Raw genomic sequence first — 15,021 nt, 5'->3', positions numbered from 1 at the left:
CTTCTCAACCAAGAAATTTACAGTGCAAATCCGAGTTTCCCCGTAATAACCCGTAATTTCCGAAACCCACTATATTTTTTTATGCCACAGTGCCCCCGAAACACCCCAAAATCCCCCTGCAGACACGTGGCGGCCGCCACACCCCCACTTTCAAACCTGCTTGATTACCATATACCCAGCCAAAGGCAGTGAGTTAATGGCGCTTTCCTTTCCGCCTCGCTTGATTTGACCACCCTTTTCCCGATTGATTACGGCAGATGTTGTCATTTCTGCAACACGAGACATACTCAAACTTATTGATTGTTCACCCCTTTGCTCCATCTCCATTACAGAAATTTCTTCACTACTATGGGCTCGGCTGACTTCTCACAGTTCGTTGTTACTAGGCTAATGAAACCTCTGTGAGACCTCCACGCTTAAGATGCGCAAACAAATAAGAGGCCAGCTCATCAGCTGGCCTCCTATACTTCCTATAATCTCACTCTATTCAGTTTCCTTAGAATCCTCTTCAGCTTCCTCAGTCTCTGCATCCTCTGACTTGTCATCCTCAGAATCGCTATCATCAGAAGCATCATCTTCATCCTCAGAATCGCTATCATCAGAAGCATCGTCATCATCTTCATCCTCAGACTCATCCGAGATGTTAACCTCTAATCTACCGCCGTCCCAGGCGTCGTTTCCATCTGGGTCGATGGCGAAGGTGATTTCGTCGTTCTTCTTTACTTCATAGTGCTCGTCGAATGTGACTGTTTTATCATCCGAGAAGTTGCCCTGTGTTGTACCGCCAAGCCACTTCTTTTCAACTCCGTTTAAGAAGATTCTCATGCAGGTTCCGTTTGCATTTGGGTCTGCGCTATTGGCAAACTTAGTGTAGCTTCCCTGAACTCGGATGCGGCCATCTTCTGCAACTACCCATTTATAAGCAGCATTTCTGCCATTACCTGGCTCTACAAAATCTGACTTAAGCTCTGGCTTGCCTCCATTAAAGTATCTATTGTTCTCGGCATCGTATGGAAGCTTTTCAAAATTCTTGCCATCCCAATCACATGTACCGTAGAACCAGCCGTTTTCACCCTGAGCGCCAAAGCCTTCTGCCAATGTTGTCTTGTTGGTTCTGTCTTCATCTACTACAGGCTCTTCTGGCTCTTCTAGCTCTTCTGGCTCTTCTTCGTCAGCATCCTTGATTGTAATATCAAGCTTTCCGCCGTCGTAGCTGTCATTGCCATCTGAATCGATAGCAAACATTACCACATCACCTTCGTGAACAAGATATGCCTCATCAATTGCCTTTACAATATCTGCTGCAAAATTGCCCTGGATATCTCCACCAATCCACTTCTTTTCTTCACCGTTGATGAAGATTCGCATGCATACGCCGTTTGCTGCTGGATCTGCATTGTTTGCAAACTTAGTGTAGCTTCCCTTGATGTTGATTCTGCCAGTCTTTGCAACAACCCACTGGTATGCTGCATTTCTGCCATTACCTGGCTCTACAAAGTCAGCCTTAAGCTCTGGCTTGCCATTATTAAAGTATCTGCCCATCTCAGCATCATAGGTAAGTCTTTCAAAGTTCTTACCGTCCCAGTCGCACATGCCGTAGTACCAGCCGTCAGAACCCTGCTCGCCGAATGCGCTGCTAAGATTTGTGTTGTTCTCTCTAGCTTCTTCCTCTGGTGTCTTTTCCTTTGCTGCATAAATGCTAGCTGAAAGTCTTCCTGCATCCCATGCATTATTTGTTTTAGCATCGATTACAAATGAAATCTTGTCACCTCGTACAACGTCAAGCTTTGTAAGCATGATTTCAAGCTTGTTGTCGTTGCCATCGCCTCTAAATGCCTCAACATCCTGCTCTAACAAAATGTCATTATTCTTATAAACGCTAACCTTTACGCCATCAGGATAATTTGGATTTGAATCGTTCTGACCAAACTTAACATATTCAGCAATGATATCGATTTTTCCATCCTCATAAGCAACCCACTGATACATAGCTGGCTTATCCTTGCCTGGATGAACGTAGTCCTTCTTCATCTCGAGACCTTCGTTTTTAGTAGACATATAGGCTGTGCCATCAGCGTTGAGATATGTAAGTACCTTGGCATCGGCAGGTGTTTTGCCTTCAAGGAACCACCAGCCATCGGTGCCCTGTGCCATTGATGTAAGTGCTCCAAGAACTGTATTGTTTGTGCGCTCTTCATCACCTACAACAACCTTTATCTCGTTTGAATCTGCGATGTCGATGTTGAAGCGTCCACCGTCCCATGCATTGTTTTTGTTGCAGGTTACTTCGAAGGTGATAACATCTCCAGCATGCACATCTAGCTTTTTAATATTTATTGCCTTTGTATTTTGCTTGTCCTCGCCTCTTGGGCAGGTTACTGTTTCATCGATGATATTGTGGCGATTGATGTAAACGCCGATTCTAGTACCATCTGGCCAATCCATATTTGGATCTTCATTACCAAACTTTGTGTAATCTCCTGTAATATCGATCTGACCGTTTGCTGCAGCTACCCATTTATACATTGCATTTGCATTAAGTCTAGGCTGCACAAAATCCTTCTTAATCTCAAGGTTCTTTTGCTTTCTTGAAATGTAGCCTGAACCGTCCTCGGTCTTCTTCTGAAGAATCTCAAACTTTTCAATGCCACGGCCTTCGCAGTAGTACCAGCCGTTGCTTCCCTGTGCACCAAAATCCAGAGCAAGGTTTGCGATATTTTTACCGCTCTCATTTACCATAGGAATAGTCTTAAGCTCGGCATCCTCAACTACAAATTTAAAGTTTCCACCATCATAGGCTGTATTGTCTTTGCCATCAACCAATAGAGAAATGCAATCTCCTGGCTTGACCATAAGGCCGTTTACTGATAAATCCTTTGTAACCTCGCGGCCTACAACTGGTGCAAAGCTTTCCTTTTTAATTTGTTTGTCATTCTTGAAGATGTAAACATCTACACCATCTGGCCAATCTGGATTTTTGTCCTCGTTCTTGTGCTTAGTATAATCTGCAAGCACATCTACAGAGCCTTCCTCATTTGCCACCCATTTAACTATGGCTGAGCGGCCCTTGTTTCCTGGCATGATGTAGTCACGCTTGATTTCTACACCATCGATAGTTGTGTACTTATCATTCTTCTTATAAGTTTCAAGATTTACTGCATAGTTAGGATTCAGGTAATAGCCCGACTGATAGCAGTATCCATTAACACCCTGGTTGCCGAAATCTTCCTGGGTGGAAGCATTGTTTGTACGCTGACCACCGAAATAGGTTACATCCTTTTCGGTCTTTCCAACCATAGGAGTGATTCCCTTAATTGAAAATTCATACTTTCCAGCATCATAAGCATTGTTAGATTTTGGATCTACAACCATTGTGATGAAATCGCCCTTTTTAACATCTACTGATGCCACATCCAGGCGCTTTGTAATTTCTCTTAATCTGTCTGGGGCAAAATCTTCAGTTACAAGGGGGGTATCGTTATGGAAGATTGTAACGATTGTTCCATCTGGCCAGCTTGGATTCTTGTCCTCGTTTTTAAACTTGGTATAAGCGGCGTCAACCTTTACCTTGCCGTCCTGCGCAACCTTCCATTTAATAACTGCTGATTTGCCCTTACCTGGATTTACGAAATCTCTTTTGATTTCCAAATAGCTGGAATCAAAATATCTTTCTTCTTCTTTTTCAAAATTCATCATGTTGTAAGAATTTGTAGCTTCGCTTGCAAATCCATCCTGATAGAACCAGCCGTTTTTACCCTGCTCACCAAAATCATATTTTGTATCAGCGAAGTTTTGTCTGGTTTCTGTCTCATCGATAGCCACATCAGCCTCAGTCTTGGCCCCTGTTCTATCTACAATGTCGATATCGAAGCAACCACCATCATAAGATGAATTGCCACCTGCATCTACCACAAAGTAAAGCTCATCAGTTGTTAAAACATCAAGGTGCTTCTCTCTGAATGAAATTTCATTTTCACCTTTTCTTGGTGCAGCTACCTTTTTGCTAAAGAGCTTTTCATCGTTCTTGTAAACAGATACGATAACGCCATCTGGCCAGTCAGGATTTCCATCGTTCTGCTCAAACTTCTTGTACTTTCCTCTTACCTCTACAGCCCCATCAACAGCAGGCTTCCAAGCCAAAATCGCATTGTCGTTGATAGCAGGATGAATGAAATAGTGGCTAAGGACAAGGTTTGGAGATGTTACATTCATAAACTCTCCATTGTTGTCTGTGGAAACAAGCTTTGAATCCTTGCCTGATTTTCCGAAGCGATAAGTCCATCCGTTCTGCCCCTGGGCGCCAAAGTCCTCAATGGAATTTGCATTGTTATCTTTTCTTGCCACATCATTGATGGCTGATGGCCTCTTGGCATCTACATCATTGATGGCTACATATAATGAACCACCATCGTAGGCATTGTTCATGTTAGGATCAACGATGAAGTAAAGGCTTTCAAGCTCGTCTACTGATAGGTTGCTAAGCTCCTTTTCAACAACAGTTTCCCCATCAGTTTTAACATCTACCTCATATCTACCGATGGCCTCATCACCCTTGTACACATATAATGTGACACCATCTGGATAAGATGGATTTTTATCCATATTTACATTCTTTACATAAGTAAGGCTGACATTTATATCACCCTTTTTAGCAGCGCGCCATTCAAGGATTGGTGCTGTGCCTTCTGCAGTGTGGATAAAGTTTGATTTGATTTCCATACCAGTCTTACCAACCTGGAAATACTTTTCTCCATCATACTTTTCCATTCTTCTTGATGCTGCAGGATTTTTTGCTGTACCGTATCTATAGAACCAACCGTTGTTTCCCTGCTCTCCAAAGTCAGCCACATTGAAGGCATTGTTTGTACGGTCTTTGTCGTCTACAAATTCTGGCTCCACATAATCGTCTGCCATAAAAGACTGTGGCCAGCCGCCTGCCAAGGCAACGATTTCATCCTTGATAGTAATTTCATCATTACCTGACCCCAGTGCCATAGTGCCCGCAAGGCCTGCTGCTGCAACTACTACCACACCACCTGTGGCAAGTAGCTTGGCCTTAAGACTAGCACCCAACAATTTCTTAAACATATTCTCCCTCCTATACTACCTACTTATATAGCTTTGTATCCTTGAAGGTCACTGGGGATTTGATGCTAAATAATCCCCATTGGCCTCCCTGTGAAAGATACATTCTCGATGTAAATGCCACCTCGTCATTTACATAACAAACAACCACACCACCGGCAATAACAGCCTTTATATTAAGCTCCCCTGCATTTTTTATATCATAGTCTAAACTAGACTGTGCTGCTGTTTGCACGATGTTGCTTGTGTTATAAAACTCGATTTTATTTGTAGCTGCATTAAACACAATGTTAAGATTTCCAACGCTTTCATCATTTGTATTAAAGCAAAGTCCAAACATACCATTTTCATCAAAATCCGAAACTGTAGTTTCAAGTAGGTAGCTTCCCATAATATTTTTAAAACCAACTACCTCATAATCATTGCCGCTAAATGAATAGTTTCCAGCCTTTTCCTTAACTGATTCTGTCATCTTCACCGGTGAAAGCTTGCATTCATTTTTCAAGGTACTCTTGATGCTAGGATTTAATACAGGATTAAGTGTTCCATCGCTATTTTGATTAAGTAAGTGAGTGACCATATTTCCGCCCCAGTCATACTCATCAGCATCCTGGTGATTCTTCTTTGTTCCGCACCAACCAACTACATAAAGATTATCTCCATCTGTCTCTAAGCGGCCTGCATAAAAACCGTTACAGTCAAATACATCATTAGCTGGCTTTTCAAAGGTTCCATTTAAACTATCGGATATACGATAATGAACCTGCCTGTTTGGCCACTGGTCTGAAAATGATAGATACCACTTATCCTTATACTTTAAAACTGTAGGACATTCCATGTTGGAATCGTTGCCCATATCGTTTTCAAAGAAGACACCCTCATCCTTCCATGTCTTTAAATCATTAGAAGAATACTTTGCTATTACACCATTGTTGTTAGCTCTTGTTGTGATAAACATGAGATAGCATTTATCTTCCTCTGAATACATTACGTAAGGATCTCTAAAATCGTCCTGTGAATAATTGCCGCTTCCTGTAAAGGTATCCTCTGGAATCTTATCCCAGTTTTCCATGTCCTTACTTGTGGCATGCATCACTGCTTCCTTTGGCGAATAGGTATCATTGTGTCCTGTGTAAAAAGCATGATAGATTCCATCCTTATCCTTGATTACACTTCCTGTACCAAGAGCAATATCCTGACTCTCAACTGTTTCACCGTAATTTATAACTACTCCCTTATCATCAAAACTGGAAAAATCCTCTGTCTGAATTAAGCCCCAAGGATGATATCCCTGTTTGCCATTTCTTTGGTCAGCCAGATAGAAAACATTGAATTTTCCATCATCATAAAATGGCATTGTGTCACCAACAAAGCCTTCTATTGAAGCTGGGTAAAACACGTAATTACTCCACTCCTCTCCTATGTACTTTTCCTCATCTGTGACTTCCGCATTAGAACCTGCGCCACAGCCTACCGCATTTACGCACATAGCAGCTAGCAGAAGCATCAAAACAACCTTCTTCATATTCCCTCCTATAGGTGCATTTGCACTACTAATTGTTACATACAGTGTACATTCATGTTACATTTAAAGCAATATTCTAATGCATTTGCACATCATTTTTGTGAAATATGTGATTAATTAAGGGTTTTCTTTTGGTGAAAATTACAACGAGTGTAACTTTACAATGTTACATTTGACACATTGGCGCATTTTCAGTATCATTATTATTAGATTTTACGCAGGAGAAAATTATGGGAAATAGAGTTACTTTACAAGAGATAGCAGATGCCTTGGGACTTTCTAGAAACACTGTTTCAAGAGCACTTAACAATACAGGAAATGTATCAGCAGAAACCAGAAATAAAATATGCCAGACCGCTATGTCCATGGGCTACAAGCAGTTCAATATGGCAGGGTTCACTCAGCCTGCTGCAATGCCAGGAGAAGCAATGGCTCCCACTGATAAAACAGAAATTGCTTTATTCACCCAGGCTTTCCCTGGCAACTCTCACTCTGGAACAAAGCTTTTAGAGGCCTTTCAGCACAAGATAGATGCGCTGGGCTACAAGCTTTCTATAAACATCATTCGCGATTATGAAATCAACAACATGTGCTTTCCAACCAACATTGATATCGAAAATGTTGCCGCAATACTTTGCATGGAGCTGTTTTCAGAAAGCTACTGCGAATTTCTTTGCAAGCAGAATATCCCGATGCTATTTGTGGATACTCCACTTAGCCAAAGATGCCCTATTAAGGCAGATGTTATATATATGGAAAATCTTTCAAGCGTTCACCACATGCTTGATACCATGATTGACAGCGGCTGCAAAAGGATTTCATTTATCGGCGATAGATTCCACTGCCAGTCCTTCTATGAAAGATGGCAGGCTTACGTTTCAGTCCTTACTGACAGAGGCATTGCAATAGATATGGATAGCTGCATACTTGCAGACGACAGCAATCCCTACTCTGACACAACCTGGCTTAGCCAACAGATTGCCTCCCTGAAGCAGCTCCCTGATTTATTTTTCTGTGCCAACGACTTTTTAGCTATGTCTACAATCAAAGCATTGAAATTGTTAGGGAAGAAGGTCCCAAAGGATATTCGTATATGCGGATTCGATGATGCCCCAGAGGCAAGCCTGATGGAGCCTAGCCTTACCACCATCAAAATCCATTCCAGCTCTATGGGCTATATAGCAGCAGATTTGCTTCTTGCAAGAATCGCAAATCCTGCCATGCCTTATAAAAGAACTTATATAGAAACAGATATTATTTACAGAGAATCAACAGCTTCCGAGTAGTTACTCAGAAGCTGCTTCTTGCTCCTTATTCCACATGCAGCGTGATTGTGACATCACCGTTGCTCAGCAATTCTATTAAATCTTTTTCCGACAAGTTGATTTTCCCAAGCCTTGTATATGCCCAGGAATTGGAGCCGTAAAAGACTACCAGCTGATTCCCGGAATACAAAACAACATCTCCCGCTGATGTGGTCGTTTGTTTATCATCTCTTGTAATACTCGTTCCGATAGGTCCCACCTGCTCAAATCCGCCATACATCGACATCGGTATTGTCAGTCCCGAATCTGCAAGACTCTTAAGTTCTTCGACGGAAGCATTATCTTCCCAGGTAATATCTACAGGTATTTCTCCGATTTTCATCACCATGCTTTTCGTGTCATTCACCTCCGCTTCATTTACCTTAGGCTCTTCCCTTAAAGTTGATGTCTCTGTTGCCGCATTATCATTTGTATTCGAGCCACACGCTGTTATTCCCAGCATAATAGACACTAATATGACTATTGTAAATGCTATCCTTATCTTCATATATTTTTCCTTACAAACTCCTCAATATGGTCAAAAGGAATCACATCCATATTGTCATATAAATCTATGTGACTTGCGCCTGGGATAATCATTAGTTCCTTATTGTCTCCCTTTAAAAGCTTGAAAGCATCTTTGCTGAAATAGCAAGAATGAGCTTTCTCGCCATGAACCATAAGTACTGCGCTGTCAATCTCATCTGCATATGTGAACTGGCGCATATTTAATAAAGATGTGCCAGCCTGCACTGCCCAACCACCATTTGAGTTTAGTTTACAAATGTTACTTTCTTATGTTCTACTCTATCATCCTGTGGAAATACCTTATCCCACTCAGTTACCAACTTAAGTTCTTCTGTTTTCATCATGGAAATATACCTCCTATTCCCATGTCAGTTTGCCTGTTTTTTCGGCAATCTCATATCTTCCAATTTTATACTCTAGTTTTTCGAGAGCGATATCATATTTCTCACATACTTCCTTAATTGTCATGACATATGCCCTCCATATAGCATATTTACTGCATTTCAAGCTATCATTTGTACCTTTGATATGTTCACTATACACCTTGGAGTTAACTCCAAGTCAATACTTTAATTGTGAATTTTTAATTTGAGGTACTAAAAGAACAGCTATCTCTTTCGAAGTAACTGTCCTATGTAAAGTCTCTTTAATTAATCAACATCCTCGTTTTCTTCCATTGTAACCAATCAATCCAACTACATCCATCATAAATCTAAATTATCATAGAAGTTCCATATTTACAGTAAAAATTTCACAGGCTCTAATTGCTGAATAAATAGGTATAACCATCTATAATTATTGCATTTAGTTATACCTTTTTAGATTCAATATAATGTTCCATAGCTCACTAAAAGGTATAACCTTCTATAATTTCCCTCGCTAGTTATACCTTTTTGACTTCAATATAATGTCTCAATGCCCACTAAAAGGGTATAACCTTCCATAATTTCCCTCGCTAGTTATACCTTTTTGACTTCAATATAATGTCTCAATGCCCACCAAAAGGTATAACCTGACATAAATTTCCAAGCCAGTTATACCTTTTTGGCTTCATATTAATCTCCTCATATATTATAAAAGGTATAACCACCTCCCATATCAGCCCAAGATTATACCTGCACAGAAAAAAGGAGCCCGCCACAAGGGCAGGCTCTAACAATTCAATTATTTAATTCTTCAAACTGGAGGTTCTCGAGTTCTTTTTCTTTTAAAATGCCCAACAAGCTGGAATTTGTTATTTAACTTTCATTACTGACCCCTGCAATTTAAGCTCTTTTCCCGAATCCGTTACAAAATCTTCTACGCCAAGCGTATTGATTTCGTATAGATTCGAAAACTTATTCAGTAATTTAGTACTACCGATATTTCGAACATCAGCCTCGTAAAAGAAATTCTTTTTACCATATTTATCCTGCGCGAAATGCAATATATAAGAAAGGGCTTCATATGCGTACCCCTTTTCCTGCTCAGGCTCACAAATCCATACTCCCACTTCCGGACAATCCTCTGAAAGTCCATGCATCTCAACACTTCCAACAAATCTTTCTTCTGAATCAACAACCGCAAATAAAAGTGTTTCATCCTTTTTCATTTCATCCAATAATTCTTGTAATAACTCTTTTGCATCATCAACTGTACGAAAAGGATCAGGCCATTGGTATTTTGTAATCTCAGTATTAAAGCCATCATAATACTCATTCAAATACTTCATTTCAAAAGGAACAATGTTAGTCTTTCTATTCGTCATGCTTTCCTCCACAAACTGCGAGATTTATTAATGTTTCTATTCTAGTTGATATGACTATCTAATTAAAGCTTTAATTACCATATTTCCAAAATTTGTTTAATAGAATTATACTTATGCTGTTCTGCATATGTCTTGCAGCGGTTGCGATGATGACTACTGTAACAGTAATAAAGGCTCTGAATAATCTGTTAGCAGAACTTAATGCAATATATGGATTCTACCCAGGCATTTAGCATTAAGTTCTGGAAAGCTTATGTTAAATACCTTTTTGACATACGTAAATACTAGAAAATAAGTCTCTTAGATACTATTTTTCCGTTCCTGTCAACTAAAAAAGGCTACAACATTTTTTGCAGTAACCTTTGTAAAATCAGGGATTATAGATTTTTTTGCATTTACCTCTGGAAGTGACGAATTGATATATTTCCTCCACTTTGAGCGTTTATTATTTTATCGATAGTTATACTCTCTCCTCTTTATTAACTAAAGAAAACGCACAAATCAAGTACATAAGTAACCATCCGAATGATTCAAATCCTGAATCGGATCCTTCAGAAATGTAATTCATAAGCTGACCCAAAAGTGCAGTAATTATAGGGCAACAAATGATTCCAATTATTTTAACTGGAATCATCTTTTTTAGAATCATTCCAATCCAGGCTATAGTTACGAATACATCACATACTATAAAACCTACAGCTAATGGTACCGCAATACTTTTTAATACTCTGAAAACCATATTTACAGAGGTTTGAACATCTCCAGTTACTTCCATTCCAGCGTTGAATACAACGGGAAGCATACATATTCCTATATGAACAAATGCGAAGTAGAGAATACCGGCCCAATTTGCTATTTTGAAGAGTTTAAATAGTTTTGAATTTCCTAGTTTGTATTTTTTATCTAATACGCTGATTACTTCCACAGCACCTACGGCAAATAGTGCAGCACACATAAAGCCTAATATAGAAGATGTTGCATATCTCCAATCAGGTACTACATTCCAAGTGATTCCCATATATGCTTCAGGCGAGCTGGAGGTACTAAATGTTTTGTAACCCAGCAGATAATCACCTATCATAGCTAAAATCATCGAATATACGCCAAACATAATCTTCTGGCGTGATGTAAGGTTATTCATACTAATATCCCCCCCAGATAGTTTTAGAACAATCCCAAGAATTTCTTTTTATATGGCTCTGAACTTACTGATTGTACTGTGTAGCCCGTTTCTCCAATAGCAGCTATAAGTTTTTTCTCGTCAGGTGTTTGTTCTGTGACATACCGCACATCATTCCATCAATTTTCAATATTGTTTTTGTCATTGGTATTTCCTCAATTTCTTTAATGTTTATGTTTGTGTAAATAATATTGCTGCCAAATTAAAGCTCCAACAATAAATATAATCGAAAGAATCTGAATAAGTGTCATAGTAAACACCTCCTCTTCTATCTCTATATTTATTATATCGCTAAAAGTTAGTTATGTCTAACTGAAAAATAAAAAAATTAACACACCACGTGTTAGACCTCCCCAATATCGTTTCTACAAACCTAATTCTTTACAAAGATTTTCGTATCGCTTTTGCTCTTTTTCCTTGATAGGTTTAGAAGAATCTTTGAAGCAATGATCAATTACATCTGCATCCTTTAGTAGTTCATCCATAGGGGAATCAACCACTAATTTGTCATCATGATGATATATTGCAGAGCAAATGGTATCAGTTTCTTCTGCAGAAGTTATAGCTAAATCATCAAGAATCTTTCTAGCTAAATCAGCTCCTAAATGAGCGTGATTATCATATGAGCCACTCTTATATGCGTGCATGTCATGAAGCATAGCTGCCATAGCTGCAAGCTCTTCATTTAGACCACGTTTCTTTGCTAGAATTGTGGCTGCAAGAGATACGCCATATAAATGTGCAGTTGCACTTGTACGCTTCTCTTCTTCCAATAGACTTAGTTCTTTATCTACGTATTCACGAAGTGTTTTTAATCTGCTCATTTGCTATCCTCCCATAGATTAGAAAATATTGCATCAGTTCATATTTCAATACCTCGTACGTGTATGATACAACTAATATGTGTATTTTTAGGGGTGTATCAACCTAATGATAACTAAACAAATCTTTTATAACTCTTTTCTAATCCCTAATATCTTCTCCGCTTGATCCAAATAGTCTTTTAAACTACTCTTGTTATAATGCTTATCTGGCTCTATATTTGGCAATTCTCCGTGGGATTTCATAAAATATACATCCCCTCCGGAACTTCCACAATTAAGAGTATATTGTTCTGGGAAATCAGGTATTAAGGAATACTCTGCTAGATTAATACTTTCGGTATCCTGAATGGGATATACATATATTCTTGTTGTATCCATTGCTTTAAATCTATCAATTCCTCGCAGAAAGTAATCGCTTCTTGTCCAATGTTGTTTTATACGTACTCTCAGAGCAGTCTGCGTTTGCCCTATATAACAAACATTGTACTTATCCAATACAAGCAGATAAATTCCACACATCCCTCGATAGTCGTTTAAATCAACCACTGGCTTGAATTCTGAATGCCTCTTTAAGAATGAATCTAACCGTTTATTAAAATCTTCTGCTGTATTTCTGTTTAATCTATCAGCTTCTTGCAATTGAATTGCATAGATAAATTCGATATTCTCAAATCCTCTACAATGAAATTTCTTTCCTTTCTTCTTACGTCTATAATACGCTTGTATCTCATAATTCAAATAATAGGTAATCAATTCCTCTGCACTATACTCATTACAACTTGTATTTATTCCTTTTAGACCAAAATGAGTATATCTAATCTTTTTCTTACTACCTATATCTGAGAAACAGGGAAATCTGTAATAAAATGTCTCACCGTTTTCAATATTATCGAGAATGCATTTTAACTCGCCTGTATATTCACCTATTAAATGATCATCTGCATCAAATTGCAAAATAGTACCGATAAAACGCATACTACAATCCTCCATGAAGTTAGGCTCCTTCATCCTATATATCATAAATATATGACAGAAATACGTTTAGCTTAACAAAAAACAAAGCTTGATGTCTCGTTTGTTTTATAAAAAGAGAGTTTTCACAAAAACTGAAAACTCTCTTGCTTTAATACCATATTTAATCTACGCTATTTTTCTATATGTTGTCGCCAGCGATATCCTCCTGAAGTAGTACCTTTTCTAATGGCATTACCAATACCTGAACTATTAATTCCCAATTCAGCTCCAGCAGATTTAGCACTTTTAAAAGTTCTTATAAATTCACTCTCTAATGTCAACTGGTCAATAGGTTTACTAGCTTTCTCGCTCATTATTTCTCTCGCACGAAATGGACATCCAGTTCAGTAGACACAATTTTATGTTTTATATACTCATCTGCTAGCTTAAGCAATTCTTTTTTATTTTCATGCTCTATAGTTATGAGTGAATCTTCAAGACTCAAGCTTTTTAACGACTTGACCTCATTAGGTCTTGTCACTCTGGGTTTTGCATCTGAATAATGAGCTAAAAAATATACAACTTGTTTTGTAAAACCCGGCTTTTCCGCAGGATTGTATTGTTCACATACCTTAAAATCAGTAATGAGTTCAACTTCAAGATCTGTCTCTTCTTTAATCTCACGAATTGCTGTCTGTTCTTCTGTTTCTTCGTTTTCCATACGTCCTTTTGGAAAACTGTGAAATCCACTATTTTCTTCAACTAGCAGGTACTTTATGACACCGTTGTCAACTGTATATACTATTGCCCCACAAGATTTTTCAAATATCATATTTCTGTCTCCTCAAATTATTATTTTCCCCCGTTTGTTTATACTCAATCATTTTGCCTTCTATATATCCTGATTTATTAATGTCTTTATTCTAGTTGACTAGACTACCTAATTAAAGCTTTAATTACCATATTATATTAACACCTTTCATAACGCTCCCTATCGAGATCACGCTGAAAGGTATTAACAAGCAACAGTATCAAATAATCCCAGCTTCTCGCAGGCATTGTAAATTCCATCTTTATCAACGTCGGAAGTCACATAGTCTGCAAGCTTCTTCAATTCAGGAATAGCATTTCCCATGGCAACCTTTGTCCAATCATCTGTAAACATTGAAATATCATTGCCAGAATCACCAAAAACAACAGCATCATTATAATCAGCATGAAAATAATCCATAACCTTTTTTATGCCTACAAACTTGTAGCTTGGCTCAATAAACAAATAACGTTCATGAAATCTGCAACAAGGAAGATTATCCAGTGCTTTGAGATTTTTCTCATCTTCTGCTCTGCAGGCTACGTATGCTTTATATATATGTTCATAATCTTCAGGATTCAATCCCCTAACTATCTTTTGTTTCATATATGTATCCTTTGCGATTTCATTAAATCGCTCATCTGGCACATATCTTACAGCTGAATTTTCAGGCTGAATCCCCCATGGATATCCTTTTTCCTGACATTCTCTTATTAAAGCAACCACGTTTTCTTTTGGAAGTGGCTTGATTCCTAATAGAGCTTTATTAATGGTAATACCATAACCTCCATCACTTACCATATTTTCAAAACCTAACTCATTCATTATATCAACTGCAAGAGCCTGAGCTCTGCCTGTTGCAATACATAGAAAATGACCAGCCTTTTTAAGCTTTTGCAGCGCTAAAACAGTTGAGTCAGGAATATAGAAATTTTCATATCCTCCTGCGGCAAGTGTGCCATCGATATCAAAAAACAAATACTTTTTCTTACACATTGCTATCTCCTAACAATATTTTATATTTCCGATTGCAAAAAGATAATAGCACACATATTAACACTAA

The 15,021-nt window shown here is 38.5% G+C and carries 13 protein-coding genes; 1 reads left to right on the top strand and 12 read right to left on the bottom strand.

Features of this window, described 5'->3' with window-relative positions; translation table 11 throughout:
• Positions 1-150: 150 nt before the first annotated feature.
• From FXF36_RS16745 to FXF36_RS10930, 3 genes are all read right to left on the bottom strand, one after another.
• Positions 151-285 (bottom strand): hypothetical protein, encoded by a 135-nt coding sequence (locus FXF36_RS16745; RefSeq protein ID WP_263008648.1) that lies wholly within the window; start codon positions 283-285, stop codon positions 151-153.
• A 198-nt stretch (positions 286-483) separates the two neighbouring features.
• Entirely contained in the window at positions 484-5,088 is a 4,605-nt protein-coding gene (locus FXF36_RS10935) for a hypothetical protein (protein WP_151624004.1), read from the bottom strand.
• 19 nt (positions 5,089-5,107) lie between these two features.
• Positions 5,108-6,610, bottom strand: a complete 1,503-nt coding sequence (locus FXF36_RS10930) for a glycoside hydrolase family 32 protein (RefSeq protein ID WP_243143504.1) — start codon at positions 6,608-6,610, stop codon at positions 5,108-5,110.
• Between the two features lie 230 nt (positions 6,611-6,840).
• Here FXF36_RS10930 and FXF36_RS10925 point away from each other — a divergent pair, with 230 nt between their 5' ends.
• On the top strand, positions 6,841-7,896 hold the full coding sequence (locus tag FXF36_RS10925; RefSeq protein WP_151624002.1) for a LacI family DNA-binding transcriptional regulator: 1,056 nt from the start codon (positions 6,841-6,843) through the stop codon (positions 7,894-7,896).
• 25 nt (positions 7,897-7,921) lie between these two features.
• On the opposite strand, the gene FXF36_RS10920 is transcribed toward FXF36_RS10925, so the two are convergent.
• From FXF36_RS10920 to FXF36_RS10875, 9 genes are all read right to left on the bottom strand, one after another.
• Positions 7,922-8,422: a cyclophilin-like fold protein gene (locus FXF36_RS10920; RefSeq protein WP_151624000.1), complete on the bottom strand. Its 501-nt coding sequence runs from the start codon at positions 8,420-8,422 to the stop codon at positions 7,922-7,924.
• On the bottom strand, positions 8,419-8,640 hold the full coding sequence (locus tag FXF36_RS10915) for an alpha/beta hydrolase (RefSeq protein ID WP_174819744.1): 222 nt from the start codon (positions 8,638-8,640) through the stop codon (positions 8,419-8,421). The genes FXF36_RS10920 and FXF36_RS10915 overlap by 4 nt, the downstream gene beginning before the upstream one ends.
• A 1,036-nt stretch (positions 8,641-9,676) precedes the next feature.
• Positions 9,677-10,189 (bottom strand): GNAT family N-acetyltransferase, encoded by a 513-nt coding sequence (locus FXF36_RS10905; protein ID WP_151623998.1) that lies wholly within the window; start codon positions 10,187-10,189, stop codon positions 9,677-9,679.
• A gap of 460 nt (positions 10,190-10,649) precedes the next feature.
• On the bottom strand, positions 10,650-11,330 hold the full coding sequence (locus FXF36_RS10900) for a DUF6796 family protein (RefSeq protein ID WP_151623996.1): 681 nt from the start codon (positions 11,328-11,330) through the stop codon (positions 10,650-10,652).
• Positions 11,331-11,734: 404 nt separating this feature from the next.
• Complete coding sequence (locus FXF36_RS10895; protein ID WP_151623994.1) at positions 11,735-12,193, bottom strand: HD domain-containing protein; 459 nt, start codon at positions 12,191-12,193, stop codon at positions 11,735-11,737.
• Between the two features lie 126 nt (positions 12,194-12,319).
• Positions 12,320-13,168, bottom strand: a complete 849-nt coding sequence (locus tag FXF36_RS10890; protein ID WP_151623992.1) for a GIY-YIG nuclease family protein — start codon at positions 13,166-13,168, stop codon at positions 12,320-12,322.
• A 170-nt stretch (positions 13,169-13,338) separates the two neighbouring features.
• Positions 13,339-13,521 carry a hypothetical protein gene (locus FXF36_RS10885; protein WP_151623990.1) on the bottom strand — a complete coding sequence of 61 codons (183 nt, stop codon included), beginning with the start codon at positions 13,519-13,521 and terminating at the stop codon, positions 13,339-13,341.
• A complete protein-coding gene (locus FXF36_RS10880) occupies positions 13,521-13,979 on the bottom strand; it encodes a bis(5'-nucleosyl)-tetraphosphatase (RefSeq protein ID WP_243143503.1) in 459 nt (152 codons plus the stop codon). The genes FXF36_RS10885 and FXF36_RS10880 overlap by 1 nt, the downstream gene beginning before the upstream one ends.
• Positions 13,980-14,162: 183 nt before the next feature.
• Positions 14,163-14,954 carry an HAD-IIB family hydrolase gene (locus FXF36_RS10875; RefSeq protein ID WP_151623988.1) on the bottom strand — a complete coding sequence of 264 codons (792 nt, stop codon included), beginning with the start codon at positions 14,952-14,954 and terminating at the stop codon, positions 14,163-14,165.
• Positions 14,955-15,021 lie beyond the last annotated feature (67 nt).

Origin of the sequence: Pseudobutyrivibrio xylanivorans, from assembly GCF_008935055.1 — a bacterium.
Taxonomy (GTDB): Bacteria; Bacillota; Clostridia; order Lachnospirales; family Lachnospiraceae; genus Pseudobutyrivibrio; species Pseudobutyrivibrio xylanivorans_A.
This window is presented reverse-complemented; position numbering and strand designations above follow the sequence as displayed.